Annotated in this window: 16 protein-coding genes; 9 read left to right on the plus strand and 7 right to left on the minus strand. The window is 66.6% G+C overall.

Annotated features, from left to right (window positions below; genetic code table 11):
- Positions 1 to 25: 25 nt before the first annotated feature.
- Complete coding sequence (locus AC6I6X_RS19230) at positions 26 to 916, minus strand: redoxin domain-containing protein (RefSeq protein WP_497932171.1); 891 nt, start codon at positions 914 to 916, stop codon at positions 26 to 28.
- Between the two features lie 172 nt (positions 917 to 1,088).
- Between AC6I6X_RS19230 and AC6I6X_RS19235 the strand changes: the two genes are divergently transcribed.
- From AC6I6X_RS19235 to AC6I6X_RS19245, 3 genes are all read left to right on the plus strand, one after another.
- Positions 1,089 to 2,906 (plus strand): Rieske (2Fe-2S) protein, encoded by a 1,818-nt coding sequence (locus AC6I6X_RS19235; protein ID WP_497932172.1) that lies wholly within the window; start codon positions 1,089 to 1,091, stop codon positions 2,904 to 2,906.
- Between the two features lie 87 nt (positions 2,907 to 2,993).
- Positions 2,994 to 3,494 (plus strand): DUF367 family protein, encoded by a 501-nt coding sequence (locus AC6I6X_RS19240; protein ID WP_497932173.1) that lies wholly within the window; start codon positions 2,994 to 2,996, stop codon positions 3,492 to 3,494.
- Positions 3,495 to 3,598: 104 nt separating this feature from the next.
- The gene (locus AC6I6X_RS19245; protein WP_497932174.1) at positions 3,599 to 3,748 is read left to right on the plus strand and encodes a 50S ribosomal protein L40e; all 150 of its coding nucleotides are present in this window, start codon (positions 3,599 to 3,601) and stop codon (positions 3,746 to 3,748) included.
- Positions 3,749 to 3,887: 139 nt separating this feature from the next.
- Here the strand turns inward: AC6I6X_RS19245 and AC6I6X_RS19250 are convergent, their stop codons facing one another.
- Positions 3,888 to 4,499 (minus strand): MBL fold metallo-hydrolase, encoded by a 612-nt coding sequence (locus tag AC6I6X_RS19250; protein WP_497932175.1) that lies wholly within the window; start codon positions 4,497 to 4,499, stop codon positions 3,888 to 3,890.
- Positions 4,500 to 4,707: 208 nt separating this feature from the next.
- Here AC6I6X_RS19250 and AC6I6X_RS19255 point away from each other — a divergent pair, with 208 nt between their 5' ends.
- Together AC6I6X_RS19255 and AC6I6X_RS19260 are read left to right on the plus strand one after the other, a co-directional pair.
- Entirely contained in the window at positions 4,708 to 4,881 is a 174-nt protein-coding gene (locus AC6I6X_RS19255; protein ID WP_497932176.1) for a DUF5786 family protein, read from the plus strand.
- Positions 4,882 to 4,887: 6 nt separating this feature from the next.
- Entirely contained in the window at positions 4,888 to 5,463 is a 576-nt protein-coding gene (locus tag AC6I6X_RS19260) for an endonuclease dU (RefSeq protein WP_497932177.1), read from the plus strand.
- A 180-nt stretch (positions 5,464 to 5,643) separates the two neighbouring features.
- Here AC6I6X_RS19260 and AC6I6X_RS19265 read toward each other — a convergent pair whose 3' ends face one another.
- From AC6I6X_RS19265 to AC6I6X_RS19280, 4 genes are all read right to left on the minus strand, one after another.
- A complete protein-coding gene (locus tag AC6I6X_RS19265; RefSeq protein WP_497932228.1) occupies positions 5,644 to 6,297 on the minus strand; it encodes a ribonuclease HI family protein in 654 nt (217 codons plus the stop codon).
- A 1,152-nt stretch (positions 6,298 to 7,449) separates the two neighbouring features.
- The gene (locus tag AC6I6X_RS19270; RefSeq protein WP_497932178.1) at positions 7,450 to 8,892 is read right to left on the minus strand and encodes a ribonuclease FAU-1 family protein; all 1,443 of its coding nucleotides are present in this window, start codon (positions 8,890 to 8,892) and stop codon (positions 7,450 to 7,452) included.
- A 43-nt stretch (positions 8,893 to 8,935) separates the two neighbouring features.
- Entirely contained in the window at positions 8,936 to 9,313 is a 378-nt protein-coding gene (locus AC6I6X_RS19275; RefSeq protein ID WP_497932179.1) for a DUF7532 family protein, read from the minus strand.
- Positions 9,314 to 9,403: 90 nt separating this feature from the next.
- Positions 9,404 to 9,556 (minus strand): hypothetical protein, encoded by a 153-nt coding sequence (locus AC6I6X_RS19280; protein WP_497932180.1) that lies wholly within the window; start codon positions 9,554 to 9,556, stop codon positions 9,404 to 9,406.
- A gap of 199 nt (positions 9,557 to 9,755) precedes the next feature.
- On the opposite strand from AC6I6X_RS19280, the gene AC6I6X_RS19285 reads away from it, so the two are divergent.
- On the plus strand, positions 9,756 to 10,763 hold the full coding sequence (locus AC6I6X_RS19285; protein ID WP_497932181.1) for a PrsW family intramembrane metalloprotease: 1,008 nt from the start codon (positions 9,756 to 9,758) through the stop codon (positions 10,761 to 10,763).
- A gap of 64 nt (positions 10,764 to 10,827) precedes the next feature.
- Positions 10,828 to 11,178, plus strand: coding sequence for a hypothetical protein (locus tag AC6I6X_RS19290; RefSeq protein ID WP_497932182.1), 351 nt, complete (start codon positions 10,828 to 10,830; stop codon positions 11,176 to 11,178).
- A 3-nt stretch (positions 11,179 to 11,181) separates the two neighbouring features.
- On the opposite strand, the gene AC6I6X_RS19295 is transcribed toward AC6I6X_RS19290, so the two are convergent.
- Positions 11,182 to 11,838, minus strand: a complete 657-nt coding sequence (locus AC6I6X_RS19295; protein ID WP_497932183.1) for a riboflavin synthase — start codon at positions 11,836 to 11,838, stop codon at positions 11,182 to 11,184.
- Positions 11,839 to 11,970: 132 nt separating this feature from the next.
- On the opposite strand from AC6I6X_RS19295, the gene AC6I6X_RS19300 reads away from it, so the two are divergent.
- Together AC6I6X_RS19300 and AC6I6X_RS19305 are read left to right on the plus strand one after the other, a co-directional pair.
- Positions 11,971 to 12,225: a DUF7533 family protein gene (locus AC6I6X_RS19300; protein ID WP_497932184.1), complete on the plus strand. Its 255-nt coding sequence runs from the start codon at positions 11,971 to 11,973 to the stop codon at positions 12,223 to 12,225.
- Positions 12,226 to 12,302: 77 nt separating this feature from the next.
- Positions 12,303 to 12,644 carry a 2Fe-2S iron-sulfur cluster-binding protein gene (locus AC6I6X_RS19305; protein ID WP_497932185.1) on the plus strand — a complete coding sequence of 114 codons (342 nt, stop codon included), beginning with the start codon at positions 12,303 to 12,305 and terminating at the stop codon, positions 12,642 to 12,644.
- Positions 12,645 to 12,656 lie beyond the last annotated feature (12 nt).

Raw genomic sequence — 12,656 nt, forward strand, 5'->3', positions numbered from 1 at the left:
CGGGAAAAGTATATGACGCTGCCCGTCACTCCGCGAGACGATCGACCAGGGCGTCCGGATGGGCCGGATCGTCCCGTCGGTCGACGACGGCGTGGAGTCGATCGGCGTCGGCGCGGTAGTCGTCGCCCGTCTCGACGTCGCCTTTCCCGTACCGTCTGGCCGCCTCCGCGTACCACTTCGAGGCGTTGCGCCGGTCGGTCGCCTGTTCGTTGGCCGTCGCCGCCGCCTCGCGGACCCGATCGTCCGTGGCGTATCGCCGGGCCGCGTCGAACGCCTCGATCGCTTCCGAGAGCGGGTCGACCGCCTGCTCGAAGGACGCGGCAGCGGACAGCCAGTCCTCCTCGACGAACGCGGCGTGTCCCTGGGTGTACGCCTCTCGGCCCTCGTGGTACCAGCGGTGGGCGACCCGGTAGCGCTCGACCGCGGTGTCGTCGTCGGAGGCCGACTCGATCGTCGATCGAACCGCCTCGAGATCGGGCAGTTCCTCCCGTTCGTCGGCCGTCCACGCGTATCGCACGGTTCGATCGGCGTCGAGGACGAACACCGATCGGCGGGCGACGGTTCGATGGCCGTCCAGGCCCTCGTCTTCGAGGACGCCGTAGGCGTCGGCGATCGACCCGTCGCCGTCGGCGACGAGCGGGAAGTCGAGGTCGTTTCGCTCGGCGAAGGCGCGGTGACTGTAGGCCGAGTCGGTCGAAACCCCGACGATCGACACGTCCGGCTGCAGGCCGAACAGGTCGAAGTCGCGAAGCGAACAGAGTTCGTCGGTACAGACGGGGCTGAAATCCGCCGGGTAAAACACGACGACCACGACGGCCGTGTCTCCGATCAGTTCGTCGAACGTCGCGCGCCGAACCTCGCCGTCGACGGCCGCGGGCCGTTCGAACGTCGGCGCGCTCTCTCCCGATTCGAGCATACGCGTGCTTCGAATACCGGCTACGTATCTCCACCGGCCGCGGCTGTGACGGCTTGGAGGCCTATACGTGGCGCGTTTGTGTCGCCGTCACTCGATCGGCCGGAATCATACGATACGCTACATAATCCTGGTTCAGCGAACGTTTACACCGGTCTGTGCCGACAACTGGCACATGGCGACGACGGACGATTTCCACGAACTCGCACCGCTTTCGGATCTCGAGGAGGCTGGCCGCACGCAGGTTTCGATCGACGGGACGCCGCTGGCCGCCTTCTACCACGAGGGTGAGGTCCGGGTCGTCGACAACCGGTGCCCGCACATGGGGTTTCCCCTCTCCGAGGGGACCGTCGAGGAGGGGATCCTCACCTGTCACTGGCACCACGCGCGATTCGAACTCTCCTGTGGCGACACGTTCGACCCCTGGGCGGACGACGTCCGGACGTACCCGACCGAGATCCGCGACGGCGTCGTCTACGTGAACCCGAACCCGGAGCGCGACCGGCCGCCAGCCGAGCATTGGACCGATCGCCTCGAGACCGGTCTCGAGGAGAACCTCCGCCTCGTCGCCGCGAAGTCGTCGATCGGCCTCCTCGACGCCGGCGTCGACTACCGGAAGCCGATGGCGGTGACGCTCGAATTCGGCACCCGGTACCGCGATTCGGGCTGGGGCCGCGGGCTGACGATCCTCGGCTGCATGGCGAACGTGATGGCGGATCTCGATCCCGAGGATCGAAAGCGCGCGCTGTACACCGGCGTTCGCCACGTCGCCGACGACTGCGCGAGCGAACCGCCGCACTTCGACCAGCCGTCGTTCTCGACGAGCGAGGTCGACTTCGATCGGCTGAAGTCGTGGTTCCGCGACTGCGTCGAGGTTCGCGACGCCGACGGTGCCGAACGCTGTCTTCGCACCGCCGTCGCGTCGGGCTACTCGGAGGCCGAGATTGCGGAACTGCTCGTCGCCGCGGCGACCGACCACCCGTACCTCTCGACCGGGCACGTGCTCGATTTCGCGAACACGGCCCTCGAGAGCCTCGACCACGTGGGCTGGGCCACCGCCGACGACACCCTGGCGGCACTGGTCGAACCCCTGGTCACGGCGACCCGGAGCGACGAGCAGTCCGCGTGGCGACAGCCGATCGACCTCGTCGCCCTGCTCGAGGACGTCTACGGCGGCGACGTCACCGAGACGAGCGGCCTCGCGGACCTCGTGGCGGAGGGGACGGAGGGAACTGACGAGACGGAATGGACGCCGTCCGAGGACTTCCATGAAACGGTACTCGGCGACGACCCCGAGGCGATCGTCGACGCGCTCGCGGACGCGATCCGCTCGGGCGCGACGACCGAAGACCTCGCGAGCGAGGTGGCTCACGCCGCCGCGACCCGCGTCGCCCAGTTCGGGACGGCGAACGAGTTCTCCGACTGGGACACCGTCCACCACACGTTCACCTACGCGAACGCGGTCCACGGCTTCGCCCGCCGAACCGACGCGATCGAGTGCTACCGCGGCGTCTTCGACGCGGCGCTCAACGTCTACCTCGATCGGTTCCTCAACACGCCGCCCGCGCCGATCCCCGACCCCGGCGAGCACGAGACCGATCGCGATCCCGACGCGGTGCTCGAGGCCCTCCTCGAGACGTTCGACAGGGAGGGCGCGGTGAACGAGGCGGGCCGACTCGTGGCCGAGTTTTTCGATTCGGGTGGCGAACCCGCGGCCCTGAAGCGCACGCTCGGTCGCGGTCTCCTGCGCGAGGACGCCGGCTTCCACACGCTCCAGAACGTTGAGGCGGCGTTCCGGCAGTTCGATCTCGCCGTCGAAAGCGACGCCGCGGACTCCTCGGAGGCGTCGATCGATCGCGAGCGTCGCCGCCGCGTGCCGCTGATCGCGACCGCCCGCTACATGGCCGCCCACTTCCCGACGCGTCGCGAGGCCGAGCAGACGTTCGCGATCGCCCAGCAACTCAACCGCGGGGAGACGATCCACGAGGGGTGATCGGGTCGATTCCGAGGGTGTAATGGACTCGAGTGCGTGCAGTGACCGGATCGACTGTCTTTTTCCGTCCCCGATCGTAGTCCCGGTGTGGAGTGTCACGTCTACTACGAGGGCGACGACGACCCCGACAAGTGCACCGCCCGCCGCCTCGAGAAGTTCGACGAGGCGATCCTCCACCGGAACATGGGCCAGGTGCCTTACGGCGTCGTCCTCAACCCCCACGCCGAGCAGGCGCTCTCGCCGGCCGACGCCGAGAAGGGGCTCGGCACGCTGGTCGCGCTTGACTGTTCGTGGGAGTCCGCGGGCGAAGCCGCCTTCCGGATGAACGGCGTCCACCGGGCGCTCCCCTTCCTCGTCGCCGCGAATCCCGTCAACTACGGCCGCCCGTTTCGGCTGACGACGGTCGAAGCGCTCGCCGCCGCCTGCTGCATCTTCGGCGAGCGCGATCGGGCCGAGGAACTGCTCGAGCCGTTTCGCTGGGGCGAGACCTTCCTGACGCTAAACGAGGAACCCCTGCGGCGCTACAGCGAGTGTGCGGACTCGAGCGAGATCGTCGCCGTCCAGGAGGACTATCTCGCCAACGAGTAACGTGTGCGCACGTAGCCGGGCGGTTCGCTGGCACACCTCCGGGCGGTCCACGGGTGCACCGCCGGACCACAGCGGTTATATGTGCCACGGGCCAACCGGCGGGTATGGCTCAGTTCGACGCTGCCGAGAAGCGCTCCCTCGAGAAGATGATCTGCATGCGCTGTAACGCTCGCAACCCGAAGCGAGCCGACAACTGCCGGAAGTGCGGCTACGGGAACCTCCGCCCCAAGGCGAAGGAACCCCGCGCCGCATAATCGGAGCCCCGGTTCGAACCGCCTGCCGTTTCTCCTCTCGATTATTTCGTCGACGAGCGACCGTCTCGTGACGTTTCGCGACGTGCGTTTGGCGTGACGTCCCGGTAACCGTTCCGTGCGCACGCTCGTCCTCAGCCCGCTACTCGTCCGGATACTTCGGCTCGCGCTTCTCCGCTCGCTCCAGCGCCGTCTCGACGACGTCGCGAACGTCGCCGTGGAAGACGCCGCCGTGACCCGCGTACATGTGCTCGACGCCCTCCGGCATGCGATCGAGCAGGTCCTCGATGCTCTCGATGAGTCGCTCGCGGGACTGGCCGGCCATGTCCGTCCGGCCGAAACTGCCGTAGTCGAAGGCCCCGTCGTCGTGGACGACCACGTCGCCGGAGAACAGCGTCGTCTCGGAGACGAAGGAGACGTGATCGTCCGCGTGACCCGGCGTGTACACCACGTCGAACTCCTCGTCGCCGATCGTGACGGTGCCCCCGTCGTCGATCGCCTGGGTTCGCGTCGGGTGGTCGGCGTAGGCGTAGACGTCGGGGTCGAACGCCTCGGCTACGGCCTCGAGCTGTGCGACGTGGTCGCCGTGCTGGTGGGTCAGCACCACGTCGTCCACGTCGTCGGTGTGACTGCGAATCTCGTCGACGATGCCGTCCCACGCGCCGGCGTCGACGAGCGTCGTTCGATCGCCCACGACCAGGAAGGCGTTACAGGTGAACGTCTCCGCGTCCTCGGTGACGTGATGGACCTCCATACGGGGCCCGTCGTGAGCCGACGGCAAAACGGTACCGTCCGATCGACGGCGGCGATCGACCAGGATCGAATCTGTATGTCGATATTTCGATAGGATTTGACGGCCTCGAAGTCGTGAGGTTCTGCCGTAAACGTATCAGTGAGGGTGAAAACTGTCGGAAACGCGTAACCACGAGATTTTTCTATCGCAAGCCCCAAGTAGAATCCGTATGGGATTCGGGAGCTACGACGAATCCGAGCAACAGGAGGTCGACGCTGATTTTGACGACGACGACGCGATACAATCCTCGGAGAACAGTCACGACGGCTCGATCGAGTTCGAGAACGGCGCGTCGAGCGACGAACTCCTCGATCGGCTCAAGGAGATCAAAGACGACGGCTGAGACCGAATGAAGCCCGGGGTGCGGGCGCTGGGCGTCGCCGAATCGTTTCGCGGTGACGACGCGGGTGCCGATCGCAGTACGTTCGCGGGTGCCGTCGTCCGTCGCGATCGCGTCGTCGATGGACTGGGGTACGCGACGTGCACCGTCGGCGGCACGGACGCGACGGCGGCAGTCGAGTCGCTGATCGACGACCTCGGGCGACCGGACGTCCGGTACGTCCTGCTCGGCGCCGTCGCCCCGGCGTGGTACAACGTATTCGATCTTTCGCGGATCCACGGGGCGGCCGAGCGGCCGGTCCTCGCCGTGACCTTCGAGGCGAGCGACGGTCTCGAGGCTGGCCTCAGAGACGCGTTTTCCGGACCCGAACTCCGGGAGCGGCTGGACCTGTACCGATCGCTCCCCGACCGTCGCGACGTGTCGGTCGACGGCGAGACCGTCTACGTCAGACACCTCGGCTGCAACGCCGACGAGGCCCGCGAGATCGTTCGCGCCTTTACCCCCGACGGGGGTCGCCCGGAACCGCTCCGGGTTGCTCGGCTGGCGGCGCGGGCCGGTGACGAGTACGCCGCCGATCTGGAGTGAGATCGTCGATCCGTTTCGGCGAACGGACGGCTACCGGCATCGCTGGCGGATGAGGACCGCTCTCGTTCTCATCAAAGACAGCGTGCTGAAATACAGCGGGGTAGTCAGCACGTGGGTTCTAGTAGCTTCTGCGGGTTTCAACGGAGCCGGGGATTTCGGATGTCACGCGGCGTAACGCTACTATCCGGGTCCAAAGGCCGCGATATCGGCCCCCACTGTCGCCAGTGCGTCGGCGGGGTTCGGGTCGCTGTCGGCCAGATGCGTGTACCGGTGGTCCGGGATGCGCGACAGTGCTGCCGTGACTGCCTCGCTGTACGTCTCGACGCCCGGTTCCGTCGGGTCGTCGCCACCCCAGACGTCTCGGATGACCGTCATCGAATCGATGCGGACGTCTAGCCTGCGTGGCTCGTAGCGAGCCAACAGTTCGGAGAGTCCGAGCTGGAGGGCGACGTATTCGGCGGTGTTGTTCCCCGTCCGGGAGCCGACGGGGCGGCCGAGACGGGCGAGTTGGTCCTCCGCGGCGTCCACGATGACGGCACCCGCACCCGCGGGGCCGGGGTTGCCGCGCGAACTGCCGTCGACGTAGAGGACGAACGTGTCGTCCGCCGGTTCGGGGACGGATGGTCGGGTGAGTCCCGACGCGAGGAGGCTTTCGAGCGCGCGCCGCAACTCGTCTGGGGTAGTATCGGGGTCGAAGAGACCGCCGTAGCCGGGGACAGCGTCGTCGATGGCGTCGGTGGCGGCCGCCACCTCGTAGCCGACACCCACGAGTACCTCGTCGACGAGCGTGGCGAGCGGCGAGAGGTGTTCGGCCGGGAGTCGGTCGTCGGTCACGTCACTTGCCCCTTCGGGCTTCGGGTCCTGGCCCTCACACTCTCGTTCTCGGCCGATCTCGGTGGCTGGTCGCACCACTGCATACAGATCCTCGGTGGTCGAGCGAGATAATCCCTTCACGTGGCGCCGGCGGCAGACCGTTTTGGAGCAGACGGGGCCTTGAGATCCTCGGTGGCTGGCACAAACGGCCTGCTGAATACAGCGGATGGAACTTGTTTGGACGCTCGGAGACCAGTTCTATGGTTTGCCTCCGGCCAGTATCTGCGCGTCACCGTCGAGGGTGTCGACCATGGCCCGAGACGACGTGTTTCTCCATCCTCGATAGAACGGTTGCAACGACGAAGTGATCGAAACGAGTTGCTGCACGTCACCCCATTTCTGAATCTTCTGTAGCTACTCCGCCCGAGAACCCTCCCTATCCCTCAAATCCACTCGCCTAAACACGGCCCAGAGGATGCATTTGGTACGATGACTCCGTCTGTTTCACGCTAAACCTACTGAGCACCGTCTACAGAAAATATTAGATAAGTTCTGTAATGTAGTAGAATGATGTTTCGAAATCCGGATGTTGAATATTACCTTCGATTGGTATGCGTGTGGCTCGTCGTCCTTCCGTTGATTGCTATTATCGGTTTTGATACGTTCTTCTATCTTGCACACGAGACGATGGTTCTGTTGGGAGTTTGTGAAGGGTACGGCTGTGTGCCGTTTAACATCTCCGTGGGCACCGCTTATATTGCGGTAGTTTCCGTTCCGGTGGCGATCGCTATTCTCTGGATTTGGGACAGATTAGAACTCAATAGTGGGAACTAGGGTGGTTGTACTGAGCGATCATCGTCGACGCAAATCGACCCGGATCTCGTGCGACGTTCGCGCTTTCTATTCAGCACGACGTGCGAACCCTATCGTCGATCGAGGGGTTCGACAGGACCACCCCCTCGGGTTTCTCCGACGGCGTACCGAAGTTCGACGATGCCGTTCTCGCGAGCGACCGACTCGATGAGTGCCAGTTCCCGATCGGGACCGGATCCGTCGGACGGGGATCCGTCGAACGGAGCGAGGCCGTCCCCGAGCAGGACCGGGATCGCGGACGGCCGGAGTTCGTCGATTCCGCCCGATCGGAGAGGCCTGCGCTACCTGCGCGCCGCCGACTCACTTCGACAGCGCCCGCTCGACTGCCGTCGCGACGGTCGTCGCCTTCTCGGCCAGGTCCTCGGATACCAGTCCGTCGGCGACCGCCGCCTCGAGTTCGTCCTCGTCGACGATCGTGACCGACCCGTCGGGTTTGCGGATCACGTCGACGTAGAGATCGACGTACCGGGCGCAGTCGGGGAACAACTCGACCGGGGTGCAGATATTGACGTAGGTTCCCTTCGCGGTGCCCTCGGCGTCCCGGTAGGTCGTCGGATACCACCACCGGCCCTCGCGGAACTTCGTCACGGCGACGTCGCCGCTCTCCTTCGGCGTGCCGAGCGCGTCGTAGGTCCCGCCGCCGCGCATCGATCGCTCGACGGTCACCGAACCGTCGCCGGCCCAATCGGTCACCTCGCCGCGGCCGAGCGAGATGAGTCGGCCGTCGGGCTTGCCGTGGCCGATCTCGATCCGATCGCCCGTCGTCGGGCCGAACTGGCCGGTGACGGCGGCGAACGGGAATCTGTCGGTGCCGTCGCCGCCGGACCCCGACCCCGCGGAGCCACAGACCGCCTCCGCGAAGTCCACCGCCGCGCTCGCGGCTCGATCGGCCGCCTTCGTCCGGTGGTGACCGGCCATCGTCGCGGTCACCGCCCGTCGGGCCTCGTCGAGCGCGAACCGCGACTCGCGGCCGAACCAGAACCAGACGGTTCGCCGTGGTGCGGCCAGCCGTCCCGGATCGCCGGGTTCGTCCGGGGCGTCGGCGAGCGCGTCCTCCAGCGCCGCGGCGCGGTCGACGGCCCGATCGAGCGCGGTCCCCATCGCATCGAGGTCCGCGTCGGCCGCGCTCGGCTGCCAGCGCAGTCCCCACCCCTCGGGGACGTCGGTCGAGAGGAGATCGGTCATCCCGACGAGTTCGTCAGCCCGCTCGCCGCGGAGGGCCGCCGAGACGCCGTTCCGATCCCGCGAAAGGGTACAGAGGCCACCCTGGACCTCGAGCGAGGGGACGACCCGCGGCCGATCGTCGTCCCAGGGGGGCGCCGACTCGTGGACCTGCAGGCGGTAGCGGTTCCCGGTGTCGACGTAGCCGTCGACGTCGTCGTAGTCGAGGTAGCCGCGGCGGCCGTCGCCGAGGTCGACGACGGCACCGCCGCCGCCGTCCGCCTCGATCACGTCGCCGTCGAAGACAGCGCCGCGAGGGGCCGCGGCGTCCCAGTAAAACGTATCGATCGCGAGAGAGTCGAACTGGTCGACGACCGACGCGACGGCGTCGGGAGTCCCCGAAACCGAGAGCCCCTGCCTGTCGCGGGCCGTCTCGATCGAGACGTCCGCGGGAGTCGACTCGAACGACGAGTCGAACCGCTCCTCGATCGGATCGGAGGCCTGGACGACCTCGAAGCCGTTCTCGTCCAGCAGGTGGGTCAGCGCGGTGGTGTAGATGCCGCGGACGCGAACGGTGATCATGGTCGTCCCTCCGCTCGCGGTCGACTGGCTCCCTGCACGGGGATCACCGGAGCGTCTCCCGATCGGCCGCGAATCGGACCCGATCGTGGATCGTCGGCCCGAGCGTCAGTTCGACGGAGCCATCGTCCAGGAGCCGTCCATCCTCGACGTACACGCCCCACGTGTCGAACCGGAGCCAGCCGCGCATCTCGTCGGCGTGGGTCGTGAGATCCAGGGTCTCGACGTCGTGTTCGGGAAACTCGGCCCGCGAGTGGGCCATGTCCATGTCCGAGTAGACCGTCCCGTGCTCGTCGAAAAACGTCTCGAGCGCCGCCGCGTCCTCGGCGACGGCCTCGACGATCGCCTCGGAGGCGGCCTGCAGGTCGTCGGTCTCCAGGCCGACGTCCCGAAGCGCCCGCTGTGTTCGCTGGTCGAAGTGCATACCGGCGGGTTCGCACGGGACGCCTTTGTGGATTCCGAGTCCGGATCGCGACCGAACCCGCCGGTCCCAAACTGGCCCGCCGATCGTCGATCAGTCGTCGGCGGGCGAACGCTCGGTCGTCTCCGTCGGGGCCGCGGCGCGGACCCCCGCTTCCGCCGTCGATTCCGCGTCGGTCTCGTCGTCCGTCTCGTCGGTCGGTGTCGGCGGTGCGGTGTAGAGAATCCCACGGCTGCCACTGTACATGATTGTCGGTCATCGCGAACGACGAAACATAAGCATCGTCCTTATACGTATCATGAGAGTCAATATCATACTAGGGTCGCGACGAGCGCCACGATCGTCTCGAACGCGGATTGATCGGGGTCTCGCTCGCCTCGAACGCCGGTCGATCGGGGACGATTACGCCGAACGCTTACTGGACCCGCCACCGTAGGGGCCACACATGCAGCGCAGGCGCGACCCGGTCGAACGAGCGAGCGACGGATCGACAGACCTCTACGACGTCTCGACGTGGGAGCCGCGATCGGCAGTCGACGGTCTCGCGTACTCGATCTACGGCGCGATCAGCTACGGCTTGCGGGCGATCGTCCTCGGCGTGGCGGCCGCGATCACGCTCGCACTGCTCGTCCAGCCGATCACGCTCGCGGTCGAGGATCCGTGGCTCGGCGCGTTCTTCGGGCTCTCGATCGTCCCGGCGGCGTTGCTCGCCGCCTTCATCTGGTACACCGACATCACGACGAGCGAACCGCTCGGCTTGCTGGTCGCGACGTTCCTCCTGGCCGTGCTCTTCGCGACGTTCGCCGCCGTCGTGAACTCGGTGATGGCCCCGATCCTGCAGCCGATCGCGTACGTCGGCCCGATTCTCTTTTTCTACTTGATCGTCGGCCCCGTCGAGGAGGCGGTCAAACTGCTCGCGGTCCGCGTGTTCGCCTACCGGAGCGACTCCTTCAGGGCGGTGGTCGACGGCGCGGTCTACGGCGCGGTCGCCGGCCTCGGCTTCGCCGCCATCGAGAACGCGATCTACATCGCGGGCACGGTGGAGGCGGCACAGGTCGGGACGGTCACCGCCGCGACCGGCATCGCGACCGTCCGCGCGCTCGTCGGCCCTGGACACGTGATCTACTCCGCGATCGCGGGCTACTACCTCGGGCTGGCGAAGTTCAACCCCGGGTACGCCGGCCCGCTCGTCGTCAAGGGGCTGCTCGTTGCTGCGTTCGTCCACGCGACGTACAACGTCACCGTCGGCATCGTACCCGGAGCGATCGCCGCGACCTACCCGATCGGCGACGGCCTCGCGTTCGTCGGCTACGTGATCGTCTACGACGCCGCGATCGGCTACTACCTCTACCGGAAACTCGCCCGCTACCGTCGCACGTACCGCGAGACCCGGGACGACACCGGCGAACCGCCGACGTCGGAACTCACCGAGTTCGAGCCCTCACAGCGGTGACAACTGTCGTGCCGAGCGTGATCGGATCGTCGGATACTTCTAGCCGGACGAGAAATACGGGCCAATGGTTCCAGTTATCGGTTCGCTAGTCGCGTTCCTCGTCGCGTTACTGGTCGGCGGGGCAGCGATACACATCAGCGCGAGCGTCGTCGCCGACGTCGATGATTACTCGCACGCGATCGTTACGGCACTCGTCGGTGCGATCGCGTGGGCGCTGACGTCCTGGATCCCGCTCGTCGGGCCGCTCATCGCGCTGGTGGCCTGGATCTGGGTCATCAACCGGCGATATCCGGGTGGCTGGGTGAGCGCGGCGGCCATCGGATTCGTCGCCTGGCTCTCCGCACTCGGGATCCTGTTCGTCCTCAACTCGGTACTGAGTCTCGGGGTCGGTGCGTTCGGAATTCCGGGCGCCTGATAGTTACGCGTCGAACCGGGCCTCGAGGAGGCGCTCGACGTACTTCGCGAGCACGTCGACCTCGAGGTGGACGGGATCGCCGACGGTCTTCTCGGACAGCGTCGTCAGGTCGTAGGTCGTCGGAACGATCGCCACGGTAACGCGGGCGTTCGCGTCGGCGGTGTCGCCGTCCTCCGCTCGGTTCGTCGGCGACGAATCCCCGTCGTCCAGGTCCGCGACGGTGAGGCTGATCCCGTCGAGGGTGATCGATCCCTTCTCGACGACGTAGCGATCGTACCCCGCGGGCAGTTCGAACTCGAAGTACCAGTCCTCCTCGACCGATTCGATCGCCGAGACCGTGGCGACCGCGTCGACGTGGCCCTGCACGACGTGGCCGTCGAACCGGCCCTCGGCGGGCATCGCACGCTCGAGGTTCACCGCGTCACCCTCGTGGAGGTCGCCGAGATAGGTGCGCTCGACAGTCTCGGTCGCGAGGAAAACCTCGAACCACTCGCTCTCTTCGTACCGCTCGACGGTGAGACAGACGCCGCTGACGCTGACGCTCTGGCCGTGTTCGAGGCCCGTCGCAACCTCGTCGGCCCCGATCCGAAGGCGCAGGCCGTCCGCGGTTCGATCGCGGGCGACGACCTCGCCGGTCTCCTCGACGATTCCCGTGAACATACTCGGAGATGACAGCCGACGAATAAAGACGTTCCGAACGAGGGACGCGTAACGATTTCGTTACGTTCGAACGGGGAGATCGCCGGTCACCAGTCGTCGCGTTTTTGACCGGACTCCGCATAGCGGGGGGCAATGGGAGGCATCATCGACACGATCAAACTCGCGGGCGTCCTCGTGCTGGCGCTCCCCGCGGCGCTGGCCGGACTCGATCTGCTGTTGCTCCAGGGAGAGACGCTGATCGGGGGCGCACTGGTTGCGCTCGCGATCCTGCTCGTCGTCGTCCAACAGCGGCTGACGACGCCGGGTGACGTTCCGGAACTCGTCGTGAAGCGGGTCTTCGGGAAAGTGGTGAAAGAGCCGGAATCGGACCCCGAGTCCGACGAGTGAGGAGCCACCGATCCCGCACGATGGGGCGACCACCGACGGGGGAAGGGGTCACGTACTGCCGGGACGTACCGGAAGCTATGGAAGAGCGAATCCCGGTACGGGTCATCGACGGCGACGAGGAAACGATCGTCGAAGTCGAACGCGGGGTGAACCTCCGTGAGGCCCTGCTCGACCGCGGGTTTCGGGTCTACGGGACGCTGTCGCAGCACGCCAACTGCGGCGGCCGGGGACTGTGTTCGACCTGCACCGTCGAGGTCGATCCCGCACCGGAACCGACTCACTGGCACGACGCCGCGGCCGTCCGGTTCGGCTACCCGCGACTCTCCTGTTGTATTGCGGTCGAGGAACCGATGACGGTAGGACTCCTGGACAAGCACGTCTGGGGACAGGTCCTTCCGCGACGGCTATCCCCCGACTGACGACGCACCGCG

Source organism: Halosolutus sp. YCN4 (assembly GCF_059736495.1).